The 24,495-nt window shown below is 69.6% G+C and carries 14 protein-coding genes; 8 read left to right on the plus strand and 6 right to left on the minus strand.

All coding sequences use genetic code 11. The features are described 5' to 3' along the window. Positions 1-155: 155 nt before the first annotated feature. The 4 genes from rplT to pyk all read right to left on the minus strand — a co-directional run bounded on the left by rplT (position 156) and on the right by pyk (position 2,549). Positions 156-515 (minus strand): 50S ribosomal protein L20, encoded by a 360-nt coding sequence (gene rplT, locus ACTJI6_RS13640; protein ID WP_126155106.1) that lies wholly within the window; start codon positions 513-515, stop codon positions 156-158. A gap of 16 nt (positions 516-531) precedes the next feature. Next, positions 532-732: a 50S ribosomal protein L35 gene (gene rpmI / locus ACTJI6_RS13645; RefSeq protein ID WP_126155105.1), complete on the minus strand. Its 201-nt coding sequence runs from the start codon at positions 730-732 to the stop codon at positions 532-534. A gap of 109 nt (positions 733-841) precedes the next feature. Further along, positions 842-1,069: a hypothetical protein gene (locus ACTJI6_RS13650; protein WP_440801428.1), complete on the minus strand. Its 228-nt coding sequence runs from the start codon at positions 1,067-1,069 to the stop codon at positions 842-844. A 34-nt stretch (positions 1,070-1,103) separates the two neighbouring features. Then, a complete protein-coding gene (pyk, locus tag ACTJI6_RS13655; protein WP_440801429.1) occupies positions 1,104-2,549 on the minus strand; it encodes a pyruvate kinase in 1,446 nt (481 codons plus the stop codon). A gap of 112 nt (positions 2,550-2,661) precedes the next feature. Between pyk and ACTJI6_RS13660 the strand changes: the two genes are divergently transcribed. Continuing rightward, the gene (locus ACTJI6_RS13660) at positions 2,662-3,402 is read left to right on the plus strand and encodes an N-formylglutamate amidohydrolase (protein WP_440801430.1); all 741 of its coding nucleotides are present in this window, start codon (positions 2,662-2,664) and stop codon (positions 3,400-3,402) included. A 49-nt stretch (positions 3,403-3,451) separates the two neighbouring features. Here ACTJI6_RS13660 and ACTJI6_RS13665 read toward each other — a convergent pair whose 3' ends face one another. Further along, complete coding sequence (locus ACTJI6_RS13665; protein ID WP_440801432.1) at positions 3,452-5,734, minus strand: hypothetical protein; 2,283 nt, start codon at positions 5,732-5,734, stop codon at positions 3,452-3,454. A 107-nt stretch (positions 5,735-5,841) separates the two neighbouring features. On the opposite strand from ACTJI6_RS13665, the gene ACTJI6_RS13670 reads away from it, so the two are divergent. The 3 genes from ACTJI6_RS13670 to ACTJI6_RS13680 are packed head-to-tail and all read left to right on the plus strand — an operon-like array spanning position 5,842 to position 11,239. Continuing rightward, positions 5,842-6,936, plus strand: coding sequence for a trypsin-like peptidase domain-containing protein (locus tag ACTJI6_RS13670; RefSeq protein ID WP_440801434.1), 1,095 nt, complete (start codon positions 5,842-5,844; stop codon positions 6,934-6,936). Further along, a complete protein-coding gene (locus ACTJI6_RS13675; protein WP_440801436.1) occupies positions 6,933-7,982 on the plus strand; it encodes an effector-associated domain EAD1-containing protein in 1,050 nt (349 codons plus the stop codon). Before ACTJI6_RS13670 ends, ACTJI6_RS13675 begins: the two co-directional genes overlap by 4 nt. Continuing rightward, positions 7,982-11,239 carry an AAA family ATPase gene (locus tag ACTJI6_RS13680; RefSeq protein WP_440801438.1) on the plus strand — a complete coding sequence of 1,086 codons (3,258 nt, stop codon included), beginning with the start codon at positions 7,982-7,984 and terminating at the stop codon, positions 11,237-11,239. Before ACTJI6_RS13675 ends, ACTJI6_RS13680 begins: the two co-directional genes overlap by 1 nt. Here ACTJI6_RS13680 and ACTJI6_RS13685 read toward each other — a convergent pair. Beyond that, positions 11,196-13,886: a trypsin-like peptidase domain-containing protein gene (locus ACTJI6_RS13685; RefSeq protein ID WP_440801440.1), complete on the minus strand. Its 2,691-nt coding sequence runs from the start codon at positions 13,884-13,886 to the stop codon at positions 11,196-11,198. The two genes, ACTJI6_RS13680 and ACTJI6_RS13685, sit on opposite strands and share 44 nt — an antisense overlap. Before the next feature lie 172 nt (positions 13,887-14,058). Here ACTJI6_RS13685 and ACTJI6_RS13690 point away from each other — a divergent pair, with 172 nt between their 5' ends. Genes ACTJI6_RS13690 through ACTJI6_RS13705 form a run of 4 tightly spaced genes read left to right on the plus strand, consistent with a single transcriptional unit; the run spans position 14,059 to position 24,462 of the window. After that, complete coding sequence (locus ACTJI6_RS13690; protein WP_440801442.1) at positions 14,059-21,171, plus strand: hypothetical protein; 7,113 nt, start codon at positions 14,059-14,061, stop codon at positions 21,169-21,171. Next, a complete protein-coding gene (locus ACTJI6_RS13695) occupies positions 21,168-22,925 on the plus strand; it encodes a hypothetical protein (RefSeq protein ID WP_440801443.1) in 1,758 nt (585 codons plus the stop codon). The genes ACTJI6_RS13690 and ACTJI6_RS13695 overlap by 4 nt, the downstream gene beginning before the upstream one ends. After that, on the plus strand, positions 22,922-23,500 hold the full coding sequence (locus ACTJI6_RS13700; protein ID WP_440801445.1) for an SCO family protein: 579 nt from the start codon (positions 22,922-22,924) through the stop codon (positions 23,498-23,500). The genes ACTJI6_RS13695 and ACTJI6_RS13700 overlap by 4 nt, the downstream gene beginning before the upstream one ends. After that, positions 23,497-24,462, plus strand: coding sequence for a c-type cytochrome (locus ACTJI6_RS13705; protein ID WP_440801446.1), 966 nt, complete (start codon positions 23,497-23,499; stop codon positions 24,460-24,462). The genes ACTJI6_RS13700 and ACTJI6_RS13705 overlap by 4 nt, the downstream gene beginning before the upstream one ends. Positions 24,463-24,495: the final 33 nt, after the last annotated feature.

The following is a 24,495-nucleotide window of genomic DNA, read 5'->3' on the forward strand; positions in this document are numbered from 1 at the left end:
TAACACGCTAAGCGGATTTGGGTTCGATCTCTAATCATAAAAACTTGAACAATCTCAAAATGATCGTTTTTTGGACGATAAATCATCGGCTTGCCCGGATAAAAAGCAGAAGGCCCGCCAGACGGCGGGCCTTTGCAAGCGGTCAGAGGCGCCGTTCAGGCGGCTGCCTTGGCCTTTTCCACGATCGCACCGAACGCATCGGGTTCGTTCACGGCCAGGTCGGCCAGAACCTTGCGGTCCACCTCGATCCCGGCTTTCGCCAGCAGGTTGATGAAGCGCGAATAGGTCATCTCGGCATCCACCAGGCGGACGGCGGCGTTGATCCGCTGGATCCACAGCGCGCGGAAGTTGCGCTTGCGGGTCTTGCGGTCGCGGGTGGCGTACTGGTTCGCCTTGTCCACGGCCTGGGTGGCGGTGCGGAAGTTGCGCGACCGGGCGCCGTAATAGCCCTTGGCCGCGTCCAGAACCTTCTTGTGGCGGGCGTGCGTGACCTTGCCGGATTTAACTCGTGCCATTGTTCAGTCCTCGCGATCAGCGGTTGTAGGGCATGTATTTCTTGACGATCTTGGCATCCGCGTCCGACAGGACGGTGGTGCCGCGCGCGTCGCGAATGAACTTGATCGTGCGCTTGATCATGCCGTGGCGCTTGCCGGCCTGGGCGGATTTCACCTTTCCCGTGGCCGTGAACGAGAACCGCTTCTTGGCGGCCGACTTGGTCTTCATCTTCGGCATTTTCGTCTCCTTGATCGAAGTGAACGTGCGACTCGGCAATGCCATGGTGGCCGGACGCACGGGCAGGAAGCGCGCCGTATAAGCGCGCCGTTCGGATTTGGCAAGGGCCTCAGGGTGTTGTCGTCACACCGCCCGCCAGACGCGCCCAGGCCTGGGAAATCCGGTCCAGGCTGAACGGTTCGGGCGCCAGATAGGCCCCGGCAAGGATCGCCGCGATGCCCAGCACCAGCAGGATCGCGCCCGCGCGCGGGGCCTGGGTCCGCAGCAGTTGCACGACGGCAACGACGACCGAAAGCAGGCACAGCGCGATGCCGCCCAGCAACAGAAGATCAGACATGGAAACCCCTCGTGATGGTCCGTCCGACCTGCGCTTATTCTGGATCCGACGCGAAGATCAAGCGTTCGTCGCAGGGCGCGATCCGCACGATGTTGGTGCTGCCCGGCACGTTGAAGGGCACGCCCGCGATCACGACGACCTGCCGGGTTTCGTCGGCGAAGTTGAATTCCCGCGCCGCGCGCGTCGCGTTGACCACCGCCTCCTTGAAGCGGGACAGTTGCGGAGTGATGACGCAATGCGTCCCCCAGGTCAGGCACATGCGGCGCAGGACCGATTCCAGATGGGTCAGCGCGATGATCGGCACGCGGGGGCGTTCGCGCGCCACCAGGCTGACGGTCTTGCCCGACTGGCTGAAGGCGCAGATCGCGGCGATGTCGGTCGTCTCGGCGATCTCTCGGGCGGCGGTGACGATGGCATCGGCCACGCTGTGCAGCTTGTTCTGGCGCGACGCCTCGATGATGGCGCGATAGTTGCTGTCGGCCTCGACCGAGCGGGCGACGCTGTCCATCGTGCGCACCGCCTCGATGGGATAGGCACCGGCGGCGCTTTCGGCCGACAGCATCACCGCGTCGGCGCCTTCATAGATGGCGTTGGCCACGTCGCTAACCTCGGCCCGCGTGGGCATCGGGCTTTCGATCATGGATTCCAGCATCTGGGTGGCGACGATCACCGGCTTGGCGGCGGACCGGCACCTGCGGACCAGGCGCTTCTGGATCGGCGGCACGGAATGGATCGGCAGTTCCACCCCCAGATCGCCCCGCGCCACCATGATCCCGTCGGACGCGGCCAGGATCTCCTCGAAGGCATCCACGGCCGCCGGTTTCTCGATCTTGGACAAGATCGCGGCGCGGCCCCTGGCAAGCGCCCGCGCCTCATCGACATCGGCGGCGCGCTGCACGAAGGACAGGGCAAGCCAGTCCACGCCCAGTTCGCAGGCGAATTCCAGGTCGGCGCGGTCCTTGTCCGACAGCGCCGCCAGCGGCAGCACCACGTCGGGCACGTTCACCCCCTTGCGGTCGCTGATCGTGCCGCCGACCGTCACCGTGCAATCGGCGAAATCGGGACCGCATTCATCGACCCGCAGACGGATCTTGCCGTCATTGACCAGCAGGTTGCTGCCGGGCACCAGGGCCGCGAAAATCTCGGGATGGGGCAGTTGCACCCGGTGCGAATCCCCCGGCGCCGTGTCCAGATCGAAGCGGAAGCGGTTGCCCTCTTCCAGGTCGCAGGCGCCTGCGGTGAACTGGCCCACGCGCAGCTTCGGCCCCTGAAGATCGGCCAGGACGGCGATGGGACGGCCGGTTTCCGCCTCGACCGCGCGGATCGCGTCATAGCGGGCGCGGTGATCGTCGTGGCTGCCGTGGCTCATGTTCAGGCGGAACACGTCCGCGCCGGTATCGAACAGCGCGCGGATCATGTCCTTGGTGCTGGACGCGGGCCCCAAGGTTGCCACGATCTTCACGTTGCGATGTCTTCTCATCCTGCGGCCCTCTTCCGTTTGCGCTAACTATGGTCCAGATCGCCTGCGGCTGCAACTGGCGTCCGCCGCCACCATCGCATAGACATCCTGCGACATGAAGGATGACCGACCGATGACAGACCGCGCCTTCTGGACCGAGGGAGAGGACCGCCCGTCCCGCTGGCTGATCACCTGCGACCATGCCACGAACCGCGTCCCGGACTGGGTGAACGGCGGCGACCTGGGGATCGATGCGGCGGACATGACGCGCCACATCGCCTATGACGTGGGCGCGGCGGGGCTGGCGTCGCGGCTGGCGGCGCTGATGGACGCGCCGGCGATCTTCTCGGACTTCTCGCGGCTGGTGATCGACCCCAACCGGGGCGAGGACGACCCGACGCTGCTGATGCGCCTGTATGACGGCACGGTGATCCCGGCCAACAAGAACGCCGACGCGGCAGAACGCGAACGGCGGCTGGACCGGCTGCACCGTCCCTATCACGCCGCGCTGGCGCGGCTGGCGGACAGCCATCCCGACCGCTGCATCTGCGCGATCCACAGCTTTACCCCGCAACTGCGCGGCCGTCCGATGCGGCCCTGGCAGGTGGGGATCCTTTATTCCTACCAGGATGTCCGGCTTGGCCCGCCGATGGTGCAGGCCTGCCGCGAAGCGGGATGGATCACAGGCGAGAACCAGCCCTATGACGGCCATCTCGAAGGCGATTCGATCGACCGCCACGCTTTGCGCCGCGGCCGCCCGAACGTGCTGATCGAACTGCGCAACGACCTGATCGCGGACGAGGCGGGCCAGACGGAATGGGCCGCCAAGCTGGCCCCGGTGATCGCCAGCACCCTGGCAGGCGCCGGGCTGTAATCCGGTTAAGATCGCCACCCTGATCCACCGGATGTCCAGGGACCGACAATCAGCCGATGTTCAACGTCTTGAACACGGCGTCGCGGCGCGATTGCAGGCCCTGGATCGCGTCGGGCAGGTTCAGGTTCACGAAGAACCCCCACAGGAACGGGGCCAGCAGCGCCCACCAGCTTGTCAGCGGCACCACGGAAAAGACCGCCGCCCCGGACAGCAGCGCCAGGACCGCCGCCGCAGCGGTGGCCAACCGGTCGGCCCGGTCCTTTTCGGTCTGAAAGACCGGAATGTCGCGATCCGGGGCGGGCTGGACCGTCAGCGTGGTGGAGTGGCGCGACAGGACATGGCCCCGCGCGTCGGCCAGGACGATCTGGACGGGAAGCAGGCCGGGATGCGGCGGGCGGAAGGTCAGCGGCGGATCGTCCCGGCCGCCGATGCGCGCCGATCCATAAGGCGTCCAGATGCGGGCGACGTGACCCGCTGGCAGGTCGGCCAGTCCGATCCGCAACTCCTGACCGGCCACGGGCAGGCGGGGATCGGTCTCTATCGTCGGGACGGGCGGTTCGGGCGGCTCGATCCGGCGTTCCAGCGGGGGGACGGAATCGGTCCCGGCTTCGACGCCCGAGGGTTTGACATCGGCCAGATCCTCGAACGAGGCCAGCTTGGCAGTCCGGGCGTGGCGCTGATAGTCTTGGACCAGCCCGGCCAACCGGGTCAGCGCGGCGACGGGCGTGCCGTCCAGGTCGCGCAGGATCTCCTCGGTCCGGGCCGAAGGGTCGGGAAAACCGCTGTTCGCGGCCCCCGCCGCCAAGGCGCGCAGGTGCCGGGCAATGGCCGGGTGCGCGGCGGCGGCGGCACGGCGCAAGGCGTCATGAGCGTCGCGCAGCGCGGTCAGCGTCGCGGCCGGGGTGGCGTCGCCGGGGGGCAGGAACCCTGCCCGCACCGCTTGCAGCGGGGCAAAGGCCTGGATCGCCGCGTCCCGCGACCAGCGGTCCAGATCCCGGATCGCCGCCCCGGCATCCGCCGCGAAATCCGACAGCGCCGTCAGTGCGGCCCGTTCGGCCTGGGCGGCCTGCGTTTCGATCAGGCGCCGGGGACGGTCGATTTCGCCCGCCTCGATCATCCCTTGAGCGGTTTCCAGCGCCTCGGCCCAGTGGTCCAGCGGCTGCGCGGGCAGTTCCGACACCGCAGGCAGGCCCCGTAGCGCGGCCAGTGACGGCGCGATGGTCCCGGCCAGCGCCTGGCGCCGGGCATCCGCGTCCTTCAACCGGGCATCCAGGGCGTCGGTCATGTCCTTGACGGCCTTCGCGACGGCATCCTGGTCCCTGGCCGACCGGACCTGCTGTTCCTGACCGGCGATCACCTTGTTCAGCTCGCGCGCCACGACCGTATCGCGCTGCCGGGCGCGCAGCGCCTTGGCCGCGACAAACGCCTCGCCCGCTTCCAGCCGGGCGCGGGCCAGCAGCTGGCGCGGCAGGATCTGGTGGCGGACCGCCCAGCCCAGCAGGATGCCCAGGACCAGCATCGCACAGATCGCCAGCCAGCCGATCTGGCCGGTGGCCCTGATCGTCAGCGCAAAGGGCTGCACCAGTTGCGGCGCCGTGATCCAGACCTGTCCCGACAGCGGACCAAGCGCCGGAAACGCGCCTGCCTGGCGGGGCGCCACGGTCAGTTCGGCAAAGCTGCCCGCCGTGACGGCTGCGCCTGCGGGCAGATCCAGCCGGACGGGAACCGGGCTGCCCCGGCGGTCGGTGCCATGGAGGTCCGCCTGGGACGAGATCCTCAGCGGCCCGATGGCGGGCTGGCCGGGGGCGGCGAAGACCGCCTGCACGCGGCCGGCACCCCGGACCCCGCCCAGCGGCCCAAGACGCAGGACGCCCAGGTCCAGGTCCGCAGGCAGGGCCAGGACGCTGGCGGGACGCTGAACCACCACCGTCTGGTCGCAGGACAGCCTTGCGCCGGGGCGGGGAAAACCGAAGCGCAGCGTCGCGGGGGTGGCGGGGGGCACCTGATCCAGCGGCTGGAACAGGATCGTCATGCGCCGGGTGGTGCTGCCCGCGATCTCGCCTGCCTGCGCGGTCTCGATCGTCACGGCGGCATCGCCGAAGGGCGGCAGGGTCCAGCAGGCGGCGGGCGGAACATCGCCGTCGAACAGGATTTCGACGCAGCCCTGGTTCGCAGCCCCTGGGCAGGGGACGATGGGCAGCGTGCCTTCCGCCAGGCGCTGGATCGCGGGGGCGGGATTCGACGCGGTTGCTTGCCCCACAGGTTGCGCGGCCAGGGGCGCGGCCGCCAGCCCTGTCGCGACGGCCAGTGCCAGGTGCAATCGGGACCGCATCTCACCACCCCACAACTTTTGCGGAAAGGATGACACAAAAGCCGATTCGCGGTAAGATTTCAGTCCGATGCAGCCGCGCGGGCTGCCTGTGATGGAAGCGGTTCACGGTGAACAAAGCCAAGCTCAGCACGGCATTGCTGGCGGCATTCCCGCTCCGCGCGAAATTCGCCATGTTCCTGGGCCAGCGGTTCAACGTCCTCTATGACACGCTGACGCCGCAAAGCGCGCTGGACGTGGAATACTGGAACATCGTCGTCCAGGTCCAGGCCGAGGGCTGGCTGGAAGCCCTGGCCCGCGCCGCGCACGAGGCGGTGCCGGGAAACGCCGCCCTTGCGGATCTGATGCTGGAGGACGGGCTGACCAGCGGCGCGCGCATCGCCGTCGCCGATGCCGCGCAGCAGGCCATCGCGGAAAAGCCCCGGATCCGGCTGGAACGCGTGGTGCGCGACAACAGCGATTTCAGCGACATCGCCACCTTCCTGGCCCGCCTGTCCGCCTTGGAAGGCCAGACCTGCCGGATCGAGCTTGCCGGGTCGCCTCCGCGCGCGCTTGGCACGGGCTTTCTGGTCGGGGCGGACCTGGTGATGACCAACCAGCATGTCGTCGACGGGCTGGCGGCGGATGCCGGGATGATCTGCCGGTTCGATTACCTGGTCGATGCGGGCGGCGTCCGGGTGCGCGAGGGGGTGGCGGTCCCCATGGCACAGGACTGGCTGGTCCAGGAACGCCCGCCCGACCCTGCCGACGAAAGCCTGGCCGAGGACGACATCCCCGCCGCCGACAACCTGGATTTCGCGCTGATCCGCCTGTCCCGGCCCTTGGGCGCCCTGCCCCGCGGCGGCGAGGAGGGGCCGGACAATCCGCCGCGCGGCTGGATCGGCATCGACCCCGCGCTGCACGCGGGCGAAAGCGACGACCTGTTCATCCTGCAACATCCCGAGGGCGCGCCGCTGAAGCTGGGCGTCGGGCGGCTGACCGCACTGCACGGGGCCGGGCTGCGGTGGCGCCACGATGTCGCGACCGAGCCGGGATCGTCAGGTTCCCCGGTCTTCAACCGCAAGCTGGATCTGATCGGCCTGCACCATGCGGGCGATCCCAACTATTTCCGCACCGCCGCGTTCAACCAGGCGATCCCGATGGACCGGATCGTCCGCTGGCTGGACGGCAAGGTCGATCCCTTCTGGACGCAGGCGCCGCCATGAAGCTGAACAATGCCGAGGCCAATCTGCTGTTCAGGCGCCTGCTGGACGCGTTTCCGACCCCCGGCCGGCTGGACATCATCCTTGCGCAGCCGCCGATGAACACCGCGCTTTCCCGGATCGCCAGCCGGGGCGGAACGCTGGAGGACGATTATTTCCAGCTTGTCACGGCGGCGAATGCCGAAGGCTGGATCGGGCAGCTTCTGGACGGGCTGCGGGCCGCCGACCGGATCAATCCCGACCTGATCGCGCTGATCGACGGTTTCGGGGCCTCTCGCGCGCCGACGAACGTGCCCGCGCATCTGGAGTTGCTGCTGGATGGCGCGCCCTTCGTGAACCAGCACCCCCTGCGCCACGCGCTGCTGACGATGACCCAGCCGCACGGCCCCAAGGTGCTGCACGTCACCGGCGCGCCGACCAGCGGCAAGACCTACAGCCAGTACCTGATCGCCCATGTGGCGCGCAGCGTGAACGCCCGCATCAACCTGCCCCTGCCGTTCGAGGCCACCACAACCGCCCAAGACGTGATCGCGGATCTGGCCGACCAGATGAAGCTGGGCGCGCCCCCCACCCTGGCCGACGGGCCGCAGGATTCCACGGCGGTCACGCGCCTGGTGCGGTGGTTCGCCATCGCCGCAAGCGACCTGAAAGAGGACTGGTGGCTGGTCTTCGACGGCTTCGACAGCCCCAGGATCGACGACAGCCTGCGGATGCTGATGTATGGCCTGGCCCAGGTCGTCGGCAACGGCCAGCCCAGCCGGATCCGGCTGTTCCTGCTGGCCTGGGACCGGCCCATCTCCGGGCCTCCGCCGGGACGGGTGTTCGAACAGGCCGTGCAGTCCTTCGACCGGCCGCATGTCAAGGACTACCTGGACGAGCTTGTCCGGCAGTTCGCCATGCCCAGCGGCATGTCCTCGACCGACGAAATCCTCAGCCTGTGCTATGAGGGGTGGGACACGGTGGCCGACCCCATCGCGCGGGCCATGACGCTGACCACGCGGATTCAACGGATCGCCCAGGCGGCGCTTGACGCCAAGGCCGGTCTGTAATGGACCTGCGCCAGGCCCTGTCGGAAACGGCCTTCGGCAGCGCCGCACCCGCCGCCGACGACGCGGCGCTGCCTTGGATCGCGGCGGCGGCGGTGCTGACGCATTTCGAACCGCTGACCCTGCGGTCGGCCTCGGGCACGCTGTCGCCCATGTCGCCCGCGATGGTGGATCTGCTGGACGCCTCCGCCCCCAGCCGCGCGGCCCGCCACGCCAGGCGTCTGCGCCACGCCGCGCGCAGGCAGGCGCTTGCCCGGCTGGGCACGCGCCGGGCGATGGCGGCCCAGCTTTTGCTGAACCCGCCCCCCGACCATCCCACGCAGGCCGCCTTCCAGGCGCTGTTGCAGGACGATCCCGCGGCCGTGCGCAGGCTGCTGGGTTCGAACGATCCGGTCGGGCTGGCCGCCTTGGGCGAGGCGGCGGGCTGGGTCGAGGGCATCCTGGACGGGCTGCCGCCTGCCCGCGAGATCGAGGACCGGCTGTCGCGCGCCCGGCTGCTGGCGCCCCTGCGCCGCCTGGTGGGCGAACATTTCGCGGGGCGCGACGACGTGCTGGCCGAAATCGCCGCGCATCTGAACCTGGCCCCGGAAGGGTCGGTGCTGATGCTGCAAGGGCCGGGCGGGGTCGGAAAATCCACGGTTCTGGCCAAGTTCATCCTGGACGCGGTGGAAAAAAGCCCCCATCCGCCCACCGTGGTGGTCCTGAACCTGGACGATCCGCAACTGGTCATCGACGATCCCTTCACCCTGCTGCAAGAAGCCGGGCGGCAGTTGCGCATCCAGCATCCCGACCTGAACCCCCGCCTGGACGAGATGCGCGACTATATCGTCTCGCTGCAACGGCGCAGCCGGTCTGTGGATGCGCTTGAATCCCTGTCGGGCGGGGCGGTGGAATGGACCGCTGTCAGCCAGATCGCCCGCGACATCGTGGCCCTGATCCCCGGCCAGCAACCCGTCCTGCTGGTCATCGACACGTTCGAGGAAGCCCAGACCACCGGACCAAGCGCCGTCAACCGGCTGCTGCAACTGGTCGAAAGCCTGCGCGCCGGGAACCCGCGTCTCAGCGTGATCATCGCCGGGCGCGTGGACGAGGCGCAGGCCCCGCGCCGCACCCTGACGCTGGGCGCGCTGGATCCGGTGGCGGCGCGGGCGGTGCTGGAAAAGGTGGCGGGGCTTGGCCGCCTGCCCGACGACCTGGCCGACCAGATCTTCGCGGTGGCGCGGGGCAACCCGCTGGCCACCCATCTGGCGGGCAGGATCCTGGCTGCCGAGGGGCCGGACATCTTCCGCCGCGACGCCGACCTGGCGCGGCTGATCGGCCAGATCAGGACCGAAAAGGTCCAGGCCCAGCTTTACGGCCGCGTGCTGGGCCATATCCGCGACCCGCAGGTCCGCCGGCTGGCCTATCCGGGCCTGGTCCTGCGCCGCGTCACGCCCGGCGTGCTGCGCCACGTCCTGGCCGGACCCTGCGGCGTCCCCATCCCCGACGATGCCGAGGCCGAGCGTCTGTTCGACCTGTTCGCGTCCGAGGTCGCCCTGGCCGAGGCCGAACCCGGCACCGGCGCCCTGCGCTATCGCGAGGACGTGCGCCGGGTGATCCTGGCCGACCTGCGCGCCGACCAGCCGGAACTGGCGGCGCGGGTGGACAACGCGGCCATCGCATATTACCGCGGCCAGGACGGACCCGTCGCGCGGGCCGAGGAACTGTATCACCTTCTGGCCCGCGACGCCGATCCCGCCGACCTGGACGCCCGCTGGGAAGAGGGGGTGCAGCCCTTTCTGGTGCGGTCGCTGGACGAATTGCCGCCGCGCGCCCAGGTGTGGCTGGCCAACCGCCTGCACCTGGATCTGCGCCCCGACTTGCAGGACGCCGCCGATCAGCGGCAATGGGAACAAAGCGCCGAACAGACCGCCCGCAACCTGATGCGCGACGACCTGCCCGAACAGGCGCTGTCGGTCCTGAACCAACGCGCCGTCCGCCTGCCCGGATCACCCCTGTATCTGACCGAGGCCGAGGCGCTGACCATGCTGGGCCAGCCGCGGACCGCGCTGCATGTCATCGCCGAGGGGCTGGCCAGCGCCGAGGCGGCGGGCGACCGGCTGCTGGTCGTCAACCTGCGCCTGCTGGAAAGCCTGGCCCGCGAGGGGGTTCGGGACGCTTCCGACGCCGCGCGGCCCATGCCCGCCCCACCTGTCGCCCCGTCCAGGGTCGCGGTGCGGCGCCGTGGCGCGGGGTCGCTTGGGCTGCTGTTGCTGGCTGTGGTTCTGGCGCTGCTGGGGGCCGCCTTTCTGGCGATCCGCTCTGACAGCGTGTCCGTGCCGCCGGATGCCATCGGCGCTCCGCCAACGATATCCTCGAACCCGCCGATGCCGCCCGGAGACGCGGTCGTTCCGCCCTCGACGATGCGCCGCCAGCCGATCCCGCCCACGGCCGACATGGCGACCGACTGGCCCGAGGAAGCGCAGGCCGACGCGGCGTCCCCCACCGAGGCGCGGCAGGAAAACCGGCTGCCCTGGCTTCTGCTGGCCGCCGCCGTTGCCCTGGCCGGGGCAATGTGGTTCCGGGTCAGGGCAGGCCGCGACGGGGCGGGCAAGGCGGCAGGCGGTGCCCCGATCGTCACGACCCAGGCCCCCGCGCAGGACCGCCAGGCCATCCGCCACGCCGCGTCCGAGGCCTATCGCGTCGCCACCCTGACCCATAACGACCTGGCCCGCCTGCGATCCATCGCCAGCCTGCTGCGGCTGCACCGCAACGCCACGCCCCCCGACGGTCCCGACCCCGCCTCCCTGGTGGCCGAGGCCGAAGGCATCGTCGACCGCATCGGCCTGTCGGCGCTTTACGGCGCGCCCGGACTGATGCGAGAACTGGCGGCGGAACTGGGAATGCGCAACCCGCAACTGCTGGCGGCGGCGCTGCGGGTGACGGGCGCTTATGTCGCGGTGCCGCCGGTTCCGGGCGCAGCAGGCCCTGTCCGGGCGGCCGGTGCGACTTCGGATCCGCGCGCCCAGGCGATCCTGGGCGACATGGCGCTGCCCGAAGGGGGCATGGTGAACGCGCTGACCCTGATCGCCGAGGCCGGCACGCCCGAGCGGCGCTATGCCTTGATGGCGCTGGCGACCGACCTGCTGGCGTCCGAGCTGGACGCCAAGCGCGGCATCCAGCCCCTGCCACAGGATCGCAGGCAGCCCCTGCCCTGGCGTCAGAACGCCGCTCCGGTCAGCGACGCGGACTGGTTCCAGTCCACCAAGGCCGCGTTCTAGAGGGGCGCACCGCGCCGCCGTGAGGAAGTTGCTTCAGCAGGTCGGTGACGAACTCCGGCGCCGACAGCAGATCCTGGGCATTCGCGGCCTCTGCGCCCCTTGGGCTGCGGATGCTGCGGCCGAAGGCCCCGGCCACCATGTCGCCCCAACTGCCCAGCCAGCCCGGCAGATCGGCCTCGTCCATCGTCTTGCCCAGGCGCCAGTGCCGCGTGGCCTTGATCTCGACCGGGCAGCCGATGGCCAGATGCGGCGGGCGCGGGCTTGGCAAGGTCGGCAGGACCTCTTGCGCGACCACACCGCCCAGGCCCACCGACAGGACATCGACCTGCCTGCCCGGCATCGCGCACAGCGACAGCGGCGCCAAGGCGTCGGCCAGCAGCGGCGCTGCGGCGGCCCGCGCCCCTTGGGCGAAATGGTCCACCTGGGTGCGGATGACCGGGCCAAGCTGGCGTTGCAGCGCCGCATCGCGGGACGCGCCCTCGCGCAGATAGCGTTCGACCGCGCGGCCGATGTCATGGGACAGGCGCAACCGGCAGGCCAGCATCTCGTCCAGGCCATAGACGATGTGCAGCGGATAGACGCCTTGCGCCTTCAGCCGCAGGGTCAGCCGCAGCGCCAGCCGGGCGATCAGGTCGCCATCCATCAGCGGTTCGTGAAACACCAGCATCAGCCGGGAATAGCGTTCGCGCGCCGCGTCATCGTCCAGATAGGCCGCCGTCTCTGCAACGCCCTGCGCGCCCAGGCCCAGGGTGCCGTCCTCGACCAGGCCGAAGCGTTCGGCATGAAGGGCATGGCCCAGAAGCCCCTGCCTGCGGGGCGGGGCCGCCGTCGCCTCGGCCCTCGCCGTCAGGGCGAAGGCCCTGTCGTCCTGGGGGGCCAGGCGGATGACCCAGGCGTCCCGGCCGTTCTCGGCCCAGTCGGCGAAACGCCACAACGCATGGCCGGGACGATGAAAATAGCCGCCCCAGCCGGTGCCGCGCGCGTTCTGGAGGATGAACCCGTTCCTGTCATAGCCGGTCACGACGAAGGCGTGCCTGCCGCGCGGCTGCGGCGGGTTCGCCATGTCGAAGGGGATCCGGCCGCGGCGATCCAGATTTCCCCAACCGTCATGAATGTCGGCGGTAACGATCACCGCCCCGGCATCGGCAATCGCCATCCGCATGTCGTCGACCGTCAGCCGGACCCGAAGATAGGCACCCAGCGTGATCCGCCGCGCGGCCTTGGCAATGGTCCGGGTCAGGAAGAACGCGGACCGTTGCGGGACATAGGCGCATAGGGATTCCGGGCAGACGCCGTTATGGTGGAACCCCTTGATGACGGCGCGCAGGCTGGTGCCGTCGGGCGTGTCGTCCAGCCATTCGTCGTGCCGCCGCGCCATCCGGTCAAGCATCCGCACGCTGGCCGTCAGACCCTGCGGCGGCGGGCGATACCCCCTGCGCCGGGCAAGCTGGATCTCGATCGCCGCGGCCAGGGCGAAGGCAGCGCAACTGCCCTCGGCCCCTTGGTCGCCGATGGCACCGGGGCTGGGAATCAGGCGCTGCGGGACCGGCGTCAGGCCGGGTCGATAGAACCTGTCGCGCTTGTCGGGCCGGTCGGGCACCACGCCGCCTTCTGTCCCCGTACCCCCCGGACCGCGAGAAGCGCCGGTATCGGCCAGCAGGATCGGCAGCGGCAACGCCTCGATCGGTTCACGGGGACTGGGCGCAAGACCGCCCGTCCAGAGTATCGTCGCGGCATCGTCGTCAGGCCTGTCGCCGGTTCCATCCAGGATCTCGGCCAGCCATCTCTGCTGCTGCACTATGCCCGAGGCACGCAGACCGTCGTTCCAGTCCCTCTCGACAGGGTTCCTCAGTCCGACGATCCCGACCGAATGTTCCAGCCCATCGGCCGATCCCTGGATATGCAGGCCGACCACATGCCCGGTTTCGGGATCGAAGACCGGCGCGCCGGAAAACCCCGGCAGGGTGGTCGCGTCGTGCCGGAACTGAGCAGCCCGCTGTTTTCCGCCCCCGATGGCGGGTTTCCCTTCGCCGACCGCAAGATATTGACGCTCGATATAGGGGTCGGTCTGATTTTTGAAGACTTCGACACCCCCGACCAGGGGATAGCCGATCACGGCGATGCTGTCCGGCACCGCCCGATCTGTTTTCAGGATCAGCGCATCGCAATCGTCCTGAATCTCGAAAACAGCCAGGTCCAGGGGCGCGGAACATATCCAGCGGGTGACGGGATGGGAAGAACCGTCGGGAAAGACGACCTGGGCATCCCGCTTGACGACCGTCTGTTTCTGCACGTCGCCGGCGTGCCGCAGGGTGCCCTCGATCACAACGATCCTCAGGACATGGCCGGCGGTCAGAAACCGCCGCGTCCTGCCCACGGCTTCATCGGTCGAAAACGGCCAGGCCGTCGCCACCGGCTGGAAATCGCGACCGTCCCGGACCTTGAGCAAGGCCACCTTCGAGGCCTGATGGTCGACGAGGGATTTCAGTCGGGCGGAATCGATCCCGGGCAGATCCGGAGGCGCAGCGATCTTTTCCTGCGGGGGCAGCAGATAAACGGGGCGGCGATCGTTGATAATCGACCGGGCACGGGAGTTTTCCGCGCCGATGGCCGTCAACCGGCGGGCGGCGGCCAAGGGATAATCCATCGCAACCTGTTCCATCGTAAATACAAAAGAAAACTCGTTAATATATGCATGTTGCGATTAACCCCGATTCGTGGCAATATTAATTATAAAAGTATCTGCAGTTTGTTATTTTTTGCCTTTCGGGCTTTTGATGACCCTTTGCCCGCAGGCTGTTTCAGCATCGGGGGTTATCATGTCCGTCCCGTCTTTCCGCTTTGTCCGACGCGCCGTCCTTCCCGCAGTTGTGCTGGTCTGCGGGGCGATGTTCTGGACCGCCCCGGCCCATGCGCAGGCGGCCGCCGATTTCGACACGGCCTGTTCGGACGCCCCTGGGAACAGGCCACAGCGTGTGGTCTGCGCCGATCTGGTCGCCCTGGATCAGATGCTGGTCTATAACCGCTTCGGATCGTTCAACCCCTATGGGATGATTTTCGCCCTGCGCCGCGACGTGGTGGCGATGGAGGATGCCCCTGCCGCCCAGCCCGATTGCGGGCAGGATACCGCGACCCATTCCAAGTCCGCCGTGCAGCTTCGGGCGGGCGAGGTGCGGCTGCGCGATTGCCGCAGGCCAAGGCCGCTGGTGCTGCGGGCGAATGTGGGCGATCTGCTGTTCGTCCGGGTCCAGAACCTGCTGGCGCCCGAGGTTCCCGGCAGCCCCCCGGCGCGCGACCTGTCGCGGGATTTCTGCCCCGACGGCAGGGCTCCGGTCGGCGGCCATCTGTCTCGCGGATCGGCGCGGATGGTCGACCATCACGAGGCGCTGTGCGAGGATCAGGACATGAACCGCGCGGACAACGATCCGCCCGGCGCCGGGATCGAGCCGGAAGCAGGGCGCGATCCGGTTCCGATCTTCGATCAGGCCGACTGGCCGCGCACCCGCAGCCTGAATCTGCTGGCCGAAGGGCTGATGCCGCTGGTCCTGCGCGGGCAGCCGCCCCATCCCGCCTGCCGGGGCCTGGGCGCCGCAATGCCGAATGAAAGCTTCGACTGCCTCTACGAGGTCGTGCAGGAAGGCACGCATTTCTTTGCCAGCCGCGCGGCCCCGGCGGGGGGCGAGGGCGACGGCGGGTCGATCACCCATGGGCTGTTCGGCGCGGTCATGGCCGAACGCCCCGGCACCCGCTGGTATCGCAGCCAGGTGTCGCAGGCGGCGATGGATGCGGCCTGGCCGCCGCGCGAAGGCGGGCCGCGCCACGCGCGGTCGGGCGGACTGGATTACGAAAGGACGTTGGGCGGCATCCCGGTCCTGAACATGGCCCGCGCCATCGGCACCGCCGATTTCCGCCAGGCGAAAGCGTTCGAGATCGTCCACGCCGACCTGAACGCGATCATCTGGTGCGACCATCGCGCCGCCGACCCCGGCGGCTATTCCACGCCGCCCCTGCACTGCAAGACCGACACGGCGGACAAGGACCGCACCCAGGAACTGCGCTTCGACGCGTTCCGCGAGTTCTCGGTCTTTTTCCATGACGAGTTGAAGACCTTCTACACCCGCAACTTCGAGGAACTGGCCCGCTTCGGCCAGCTTGCCGGGGTGCGCGACGGGTTCGCCATCAACTATGGCGCGTCGGGGATGGGCACGATGCTGCTGGCCAACCGCAAGGGGATCGGACCGGCGGCGGCCTGCGCGGAATGCCTGTACGAGGAGTTCTTCCTGACCTCGTGGGCGAACGGCGATCCGGCGCTGTTGGAATGGTACGCCGACGATCCGTCGAACGTGCATCATTCCTATCTGAACGACCCGGTGGTGTTCCGCAATTTCCACGCCGGGCCGAAGGAAACCCATGTCTTCCACCTGCATGCGCATCAATGGTTCGCGGGCAACGACCAGGGGCGCGGCAGCTATCTGGACAGCCAGACCGTCGCGCCGGGCCAGGGCTTCACCTATAACATCTATCACGGCGGGCGCGGGCGCGAAGCAGGCGCCTGGGGCGGGTCGGGCAACCGCAACCGCACCGTCGGGGATTCGATCTTCCACTGCCACCTGTATCCGCATTTCGCGCAGGGCATGTGGGCGCTGTGGCGCGTCCATGACGTGTTCGAGGACGGCAGCCGCAAGCTGCCCGACGGCCAGGACAAGCCCGGCCTGTCGGCCGATATCCGCCACCCCGACAATGTGCATTTCGCCCGCGCCGGCAGCGTCGATCCGGAAACCGGCGCCTGGCAGGATCCGGGCACGCGCGACGAACCCGGCCCCGGCGCGGGCACGCCGATCCCGGCGCTTGTCCCCCTGCCCGGAGAGGCGCTGCCGCCACTGCCCCGCTATGCCGACCCCCAGGCGGCGCCGGACCAGGCGTCGCTGGCACCCGAGGCCGCGCCCCGCCGCCCGCCCCTGTGGCGCGGCCAGGCGGCGGGCGGTCCTGAACGGCTGATCCGCGCCCAGGCGGCGGTGCCCCGGACGGAAGCCGCGCAGACCCCTGCAAGGACGCTTCGGCCGGTGCCGGATGCGATGCCGGGCTATCCCTTCTATGTTGCCGGGCAGCCGGGGCACCGTCCGCCGCAGGCGCCCCATGACATCGCCCGTGCCCTGGGGGACGAGGGATCCGGTCCCGACGCCCCGGCCAGGGACGAATACCTGTCCGGGGGCCTGGGGCGGCATGTGATCACCAAGGCCGACCGCGACCTGCCGCTGCGGCTGTCGGACGAGATCACGGAATTGGACGCCACGCTGGCCGCCGATCTGGACGACGAAGACAGCCGCGCGCGCCTGGAAACCCTCCGCAGCCAGATGGTCGCCAAGGCCCTGGCGCTTGGCGACATGACGGCGCATCTGGAACATGCCTGGATCCGCGCGCTCGACCCCGAGGGAGAGCCGCTGGAGCGCGCGGCGCAGGCCTTCCACCATGACGGCGCCGGGCTGGCGATGCTGGGGCCGGACGGCGACCCCGCCGCCTTCGGCGACGGCGCCTATCGGACGCCCAAGGCCCCGCTGCCGGGCCAGGCGGACGCGGCCCCCGTCCGCGGCGCCTTCGACGTGAACGGCGCCCCGCCCGCACCCGGCGCGCCATTCTCCGATCCCTGCGGCGGAGCGCCGGGACGCGACCACGGCCAGACGGGCACCGATCCGCTGACCGGGCATCAGAACTATGCCATCGACCCGGCGCTGACGGGGTTCCGGCGATACCGGGTCTCGGCCGTGCAACTGGATCTGGTCGTCAACCAGGCAGGGTGGCACGATCCGCAGGCCCGCATCGACGTGCTGACCAGCCGGGCCGACAACAGCCAGAACGGCGCGCAGGCGCGGACATCGGACGCCTTCAAGCTGCCGGGCGATCCGGGAAACCGCATCTCGCCCACCACGCGCGACGACGTGGAGCCGTTCTTCTTCCGCGCGCTGTCGGGCGAATGCATCGAATTCCGCCACACCAACGAACTGCCCAAGGATCTGGAACTGGACGATTTCCAGGTCAAGACGCCGACCGACACCATCGGCCAGCATATCCACCTGGTGAAATTCGACGTGACATCCTCGGACGGGTCGGGGAACGGCTGGAACTACGAGGACGGCACCTTCGCCGCCGACGAGTTGATGGCGCGCCGCTGCGCCGCGCTGCGCGGGGGCAGCCTGGATCCGTCCTGGGACCAGGCGGATCTGGGCGACTGGGGCACCCGCCCCGCGACCGAGGCCGAATGCTCGACCCTGAACAACGGCCGGATCTGGCGGCTGCCCGTGACGGAAAACCGCCACCTGTTCCAGACCACCGTGCAACGCTGGTTCGCCGATCCGATCATGGCCCTGGACGGAAAAGGGGGCGATGACGCCCCCAAGGCCCGCGACCGGACCATGCGCACGGTGTTCAGTCACGACCATTTCGGCCCCTCGTCCATCCAGCAGCACGGGTTCTACACGGCCCTGCTGATCGAACCCGACCATGCCGCGATCTGCGATCCGCATGGCGACGGTTCCTGCAAGCCGATGGTGACGACCGGCCTGTTCGAGGTCCGGGAAAAGGACGGCGCCGATTGGACGGGCACCCACAAGATCGTCAAGACGGACGAATTGATCCACGACGACTACCGCGAATTCGCGCTGGCCGTCGCGGATTTCGCCCTGCTCTACGACCCGCGCGACCGCGAGGATACGTCCGCGATCGAACCGCGCGCCGACGCCCATCTGAAGGGCATGGCCCGGATCTATTGCGAGGCGCTGTCGGCCGCCAAGGGGCTGTGGCGGGGACAGACGGCCGGGCAATGCGGCCCGGACGATCCGGCCGACCCCGTCACTCCGCCCGCCTGGTGGGCGGCAGGCGCGCCGGGCGACTGGCCCTATCACCGGCGGCGCCTGCACGGCAACCTGATGGATCTGGCCAGCGTCCAGGCCCTGCGCGAGCATCTGGTCGACTATCGCAGCCGCGCCGCGTCGCCCGACGGCAAGCCCGTCCAGGGTGGCCCGCTGGCCAAGCCTGTGGCACCGCCGGAACGGCCGGAATCGATCTCGGTCGATCATCACGATCCCTATCTGGTGAACTATCGCAACGCCCCGCTGCCGCTGCGGCTGGGGACCAAGAATGCCGATGGATCGCCCGACGCCGATTGCGAACCCCTGCGCATGACCCGCGCCGGGCAGGCCTGGCATCCCGCCGCCCCCGACAGCGAGGTGGTGTCCCGGCTGATGGCGGGGACGATGCCCCGGTGCAGCTATGCCTATCAGCTTGCGGGCGACCGGGGCGATGCGGGCAATGTCCTGCGGTCATGGCACGATCCGAAGGATAACACCGGCTCGGCGCCCGCCCGCGACCCCGAAACCCCACAGTTCGAGGCATATCAGGATGAACGCACCGTGCTCCGCCTGATCCAGGGCGCGCAAGAGGTGCAGCATGTCTTCAACATCGCGGGCATGGCCGGACCGCGCAATATCGACCAACGCTTTTCCCAGGGGATGCGCGACCTGGCGGTGTCGGTCGATCCCGCCCGCAAGGCCTGTTTCGACGCGGTGCGCAAGGGATACCCCGAAGATTACGAGACCTGGCTGAACCTGACCCCCGCCGCGCGCGAGGCCTATGACGAGCGCGATCCCCAGGACGCCGAGACCCTGGCCCGCTATCGCGCCTTCGACGACGCGCTTGCGAATTGCGACAATCTGGAAGGCTATACCTTCGCGCAAGAGGTCGGGATTTCCGAACATTTCGAAGTCCGCACCCGGTTGCGCAGCGATGTCCCGGCAATCGAGATGAGACCGGCGCGGAATGCCGCGCCAGCCTTCCCGACCCCAACCGAAGGCGTCGAGGACGTGTCGGATTACCTCTACAACTTCGGCACCCTGGACGCGCTGTGGAACGGCGCCTGGGGCCTGCTGCGTATCTACAAGGACCAGCAGGCGCGCACGGCGCTGTTGGACGGCTGGCAGGACCGGTCGGCACCCGAAACGCTGGTTCCCATCGACAGGAAAAAGCTGGTGGAAGCCCGCGCCAAGGGCGCCATCGACGCCCTGCCCCTCAACGAAGCGCCGGGCTGCCCACTGCCGGACAATCCGCTGCTGCGCCATACCACGATGGGCCTGGTGGTGGCGCTGCGCACCGCCGATCTCTGGGACCGGGGCACCGACTATGGCGGTTACCGCAGCGATCCCGACGGGCTGATGCTGGCGCTGCTGGATCCCGCCCAGGTAACGGATGCCAAGGGAAACGCGCGCGACATCGGCACCGACGCGCATTGGCAGAACCTGCCGCGTGCCCAGGTGATCGCGGCGGTGCGCAAGGCCTATGCCCGGCCCGAGCCCTTCGTGATGCGGGTGAACGCGGGCGATTGCGTCGAGCTGCGCTATGTCAACCTGTTGCAGGAACCGCCGCTGACAGGAACCCCCGCCCAGCGGCACGATCAGCCGGGCGACGCGCTGATGCCCAAGATCACGCCGCTGAACACGGATGCGGAACAGGCGGTCAGCCGCAGTTCAAGCGCCGGGGCGCCGGGTCAGGCCCCCGTCACCGGCGTCAGCGGCGTCCTAACGCCGCTGACAGCACCCGCGACCGGCCTGCGTCCCTCGGCCCGGCTGGGGCTGTCCATCGGACTGTCGGGCGGCGACCTGATCCGCAACCTGCCGCTGGGCTATGGCATTAACCGGGCGGCGATGGCGCCGGCGACGGCCGATAGCGCGCAGGTCTCGGGCCTGCTGCGGTTCTATGCCGGGAGGATGCGGATCGTCCAGCCGGACGTCAATGTGGACCTGCCCACCGAAGTCTTCGTCCGGGCTGTCAATTCCCTGGAAACAGCGGTCGGATGGCGCGATCTGACCCTTGAACCCCGCGCTGCCGCAAGCCGGGATCCGGCCCATGCGACGGTCTTGGGCAAGCGTTTCACCTTGGGCGATATCGACCTGACCTCGGTACAGGCCGCAGAACTGGACAGGGCCGTGCAGGACGAACTGCACCGCCATATCCACTGGATCCCTTATGCCTTCGGCCCCGTTCCGGTGCGGGTGACGGGCGATGTCGTGTCGCAGACGACGCACGGGCTGTTCGGGGTGATCGACGTGCTGCCGCGCCACTGGTCCATCCCGGATGCGGTGACGGGGGCGCCCGTCGGATCGCGCCGCGCCGCCAAGGCGCCCGGCGATTTCCAGCGGGGCGTGCGGTACGAAAACGTCGTGATGGATCCGGGATACGATCCGGCCGAACCGACCGGCCCCGGCGCACCCGTCGCGGTCCGTGAATTCGTGATCTTCTATCAGGACGGGCTGAACCACCACGATTCGGATTCCCGGATCCGCTGGAGCTGGCAGGACGGCACGCCCGAGACGGCAAGGATCGTTCCCGACTGCCCGGTCTGCGACGACAGCTATGACTGGGGCGACCAGGGCGTCAGCTATCGGTCGCGGCCCTTTGCCAGCCTGCTGCGCCGGGACGACATCGTGTTCCAGCCGGGCAAGAACGGCGCCGTCAGGGGCGCCGGGCGGATCGAGGCCAGCGACGACCTGAATACCGTCCTGTTCCCGCCGAATTTCTTCGACGACACCTATCGATCCGACCCCGGTCGCAAGCCGATAACGCTGATGGCCTGCCCTGGCGAGCAGGTGCTGATCCGCGTCGTCCACCCCGGAGGCCGGGCGCGGCAGCGGGCCTTCGTGATGAACGGCTTGGGCTATGACGACCTGTTTCCCGGCTTCGGCTTCCCGAACGCGGCCCTGGTGGCGCCGGGAAAGGTGGTCTCGGCCTGGCTGCATCCTCGGCAGGTTCTGGGGCCGGACGGACGGCGCCAGAACGTAGAGGGCAAGGTGCTGTGGCATGACGGCCCGACCTATCTGATGGCGGGCGGCACCTGGGGCCTGGTCGAGTTCAACGCCGAAGAATGCGAAAGGAACACGCAGTGACGCGCCGCGCCGCCTGGCTGGCGGTCCTGGCCGCGCTGACCGGACCGGCCGCCGCGCAGGATCTGAAGCCGCCGCTGTCGGCGCAGGTCCGGTTCACCGCGCCGGGCGGCGCCGATCTGACGCAGGTCCGGCCGGGCCAGCCCTTCGACGTGGTGCTGGAATTCACCGCGCAGGTCGGTTCCGTCCCGACCGATCTGGCGCCGATGGGCTGGCTGCGCGAACGCGGCCCCAGCGACCTGCCCTGCGGCGAAACCGCCGCCGCCTACCGCGCGACCGGCCGCGCCTCCATCGGCAGCGTCGATCTGAACGGGGTGGTGCTGGGCGTGGCGGCGCGCGACGGGGCCTTCACCGTGCTGGATCCGCAGCGCGCGCTTGGCACCGCGAACCTGCTGGCCGCGCGCCGGTTTGATACGGCCCCGGCCTCGGTCGCGGCCGATCCGTCGTCGGGGCGGTTCCTGCTCAGCCTGCCCGGCGCGGGGCAGGTGCTGGCGGTGACGCCCTATGGCGACGCGCAGGTGCTGGCCGAAGGGCTGGACCGGCCCGGCGCCCTGGTGCCCGCCGCCTCGGGCGGGGCCTGGCTGTTGGAGGAGGGGACCGGCGACATCCTGCGGCCCGGCCGCGACCTGCGCCTGGATCTGAAGGCAAGGGCCATTGCGGGCGACGGCGGGACCGATCCGTCCTGGCGGCTGGCGGTCCTGTCGGACGCCCGGCTGCTGGTGCTGGATGACGGCGGCGCCACGCTGGCCGATGCCCCGGCCCCCGGCGCCGCAGCCATCGGTCTGAACCGCGACGCGGCGCTGTGGCTGGATCGGAAGACACTGCATGTGCTGTGGCTGGACGCAGCGTACCGGGCGCAGGCCATCCCGCTGGACGGGCATTTCGACCGCATGGCCGTCAGCCCCGAAGGCCGAATAGTCATTCTCTACGCGCGGGACCGCACCGGCTTTGCGATGGCCGATCTTGCGACCGGCCAGGTCGTCCCCGCCGCCGATACCGACAGCCCCGTGGCCGAGGTGGCCTTCCTGCCCGGCACTGCCGTGCTGCGGCTGGCGGACGGGTCGACCATCGGCGTGATGGATCTGGACCCGATCCCGCCGGGCACCGAGGCCACGCTGGGCCGCGTCGTCATCGGTCCGCCCCTGCCCGGCCAGGATGCCCCAACCTCCGCGCTTCTGGCGCCTCTGCTGCCGGAACCGGCGGTTCTGGCGGTCCATGCCCACAGCTATGCGGGCTTTGTCCTGGACGCGCGCCACGCGATCAGCGGAAAGCCCCCGATGGAAGCGATGCGCCTCCGCGGCGGCATTCCGCAGATCGTGCGCGCCCTGGATCGCGGGCTGCGGCCCACCGGCCCCGGCCAGTTCACCGCCGCCGCCCGCCTGCCCCGTCCCGGCGCGTGGGAACTGGTGGTCAGCGCGGGGATCGGCCAGATGGCCTTCTGCGCAGCCCTGCCGACGCCCCCTGCCCCGCAGGCCGCCGCCCGCACCCCCGGCCGCATCCAGCCCCAAGCCGATGCCGATGGCGGGGTGCGGCTGCGCTTCACCACCGGCGACGGCGCGCCCGCCGCAGGGCTGTCGGGCGTGATCGACCTGGCCGCCCTGACGGGCAACTGGCGCATCCGGCAGCCCTTCACCACCGGCGCCGACGGCCTGACCGCAGAACGCTGGACACTGGACGGCCGCCTGCCGCTGGTCGTCACCGCCCGTGCCGGACATCCCACGGGCTTCGCCCCCCTGGTGCTGGAGGAATTGCCATGATCCGTCCCCTTGCCCTTCTGCTGGCGCTGCTGCCCGCCGCCGCCCTGGCCCATTCCGGGCACGACCATGCCGCCGCGCCGATGGAAAGCGCGCTGACCCAGGAACGGCTGCTTCTGCCCGATATTCCCGTGACCGATACGCAGGGGGAAACGGCAGGATTCGTCACCCGCTATGGCGACGCAGGACCGGTCCTGATCTCGTTCATCTATACGGAATGCAAGGACAACTGCACCATGGTCAAGGCGGTGATGAAGCTGGTCGACGCCGACCTGCAAGCACCCGGCGCCCCGCCCCTGCGGCTGATCGCGCTGTCGGTCGATCCCTGGCGCGACACGCCCGGCACACTGGCGGCGGCGGCGGCCGAGATCGAGGCCAGCGGCAACTGGGACTGGCTGGTCGCCAGCCGCGCCGACACGCCGGTGCTGCTGTCCGCCTTCGGCCTGAAACCCGGCCCGGTCGAGGCGCATGAAGCCGTCTATCTGCTGGGCGATCTGCGCAGCGGCACCTTCTGGCGCATCTCGGGCATGCCCGACCCGGCGCAGCTGATCGAACAGGCACGCGGAATCGCCCCATGAGGCGGCTGGCCGTCCTTGTCTTGCTGCTGGCCATGCCCGCCGTGGCCCAGGACGGGGCGGCGCAGGATGGGGCGGCGCTGTTCAACGGCGGCGACGGGTTGCAGCCCCGCCTGGGCGGCGCGGACGGGCCGGTCCTGCCGCAGGGGCAGTTCAGCTGCACGGGCTGCCACGGCGCGGACGGTCGCGGCGGGACCGAAGGCGGCGCGCAGACCGCGCCCGCTATCGGCTGGACCAGCCTTGCCACCGCCACGCCGCAGCGCCCCGCCTATGACGAGCCGGCCTTCGCCCGGCTGCTGACCCAAGGGATCACCCCGTCGGGACGGACCATCTCGGCGCGGATGCCGCGATTCCAGGGATCGGACCAGGCCATCGCGGCGCTGTCGGCGCATCTGCGCGACCTGGATGCATGGGAACGCCAGGGCCTGGGCGCAGATACCCTCACCGTCGCCCTGCCCGCCGATCCCGCCGCGCGCGAGGCGGCCCTTGCCGCCATTGCCGCCTTCAACCGCGACGGAGGCACCTTCGGACGTCGGGTTATGATCGGCGACCCGGCCTTCCTGGATCTGGACGCAACCATCACCATCCTGCTGCCCCGTCTGCACCGGGCCGAGGATGCGCGCGTGCAGCGCCTGTTATCCGACGATTCCGGCCTGCGGCCCTACCAGGAAAACAGCCAGGCCCGGCGAGTGGCGGACACCATGGACCGGGTGGGTCCGCATCTGGCCAGGCTGCTGTCGCAGGGAATCGAGGTGCAGGCTGTCGGACCCCTGCCCCAAGCGATGGGCTGGGCCTTGCGGAACGGTCGGGATGCGCGCGCGGCCCATGCCTATGCCGCCACGCTGGCGGCGCTGACCCTGTTGCGCGACCTTGGCCGGCAGCCGACCCGCAGCCGCTTCGAGGATATGCTGGAACGGCTGGACCTGGATCCGATGATCCAAGTCTATCGCCAGATCGGTCCCTGAAAAAGGCCCGCGACGGGCGCGGGCCTTGCCGTT

Source organism: Paracoccus sp. 22332, assembly GCF_052045125.1.
In the GTDB taxonomy this organism is placed as follows: domain Bacteria; phylum Pseudomonadota; class Alphaproteobacteria; order Rhodobacterales; family Rhodobacteraceae; genus Paracoccus; species Paracoccus haematequi_A.

Bases quoted from the DNA above. Each gene is read 5' to 3' on its own strand.
- ACTJI6_RS13660 (WP_440801430.1), top strand. From the start codon at position 2,662: ATGACAGACCGCGCCTTCTGGACCGAGGGAGAGGACCGCCCGTCCCGC.
- ACTJI6_RS13690 (WP_440801442.1), top strand. From the start codon at position 14,059: ATGTCCGTCCCGTCTTTCCGCTTTGTCCGACGCGCCGTCCTTCCCGCA.
- rplT (WP_126155106.1), bottom strand. From the start codon at position 515: ATGGCACGAGTTAAATCCGGCAAGGTCACGCACGCCCGCCACAAGAAG.
- pyk (WP_440801429.1), bottom strand. From the start codon at position 2,549: ATGAGAAGACATCGCAACGTGAAGATCGTGGCAACCTTGGGGCCCGCG.
- ACTJI6_RS13700 (WP_440801445.1), top strand. From the start codon at position 22,922: ATGATCCGTCCCCTTGCCCTTCTGCTGGCGCTGCTGCCCGCCGCCGCC.
- ACTJI6_RS13705 (WP_440801446.1), top strand. From the start codon at position 23,497: ATGAGGCGGCTGGCCGTCCTTGTCTTGCTGCTGGCCATGCCCGCCGTG.
- ACTJI6_RS13665 (WP_440801432.1), bottom strand. From the start codon at position 5,734: ATGCGGTCCCGATTGCACCTGGCACTGGCCGTCGCGACAGGGCTGGCG.
- ACTJI6_RS13675 (WP_440801436.1), top strand. From the start codon at position 6,933: ATGAAGCTGAACAATGCCGAGGCCAATCTGCTGTTCAGGCGCCTGCTG.
- ACTJI6_RS13685 (WP_440801440.1), bottom strand. From the start codon at position 13,886: ATGGATTATCCCTTGGCCGCCGCCCGCCGGTTGACGGCCATCGGCGCG.
- rpmI (WP_126155105.1), bottom strand. From the start codon at position 732: ATGCCGAAGATGAAGACCAAGTCGGCCGCCAAGAAGCGGTTCTCGTTC.
- ACTJI6_RS13680 (WP_440801438.1), top strand. From the start codon at position 7,982: ATGGACCTGCGCCAGGCCCTGTCGGAAACGGCCTTCGGCAGCGCCGCA.
- ACTJI6_RS13650 (WP_440801428.1), bottom strand. From the start codon at position 1,069: ATGTCTGATCTTCTGTTGCTGGGCGGCATCGCGCTGTGCCTGCTTTCG.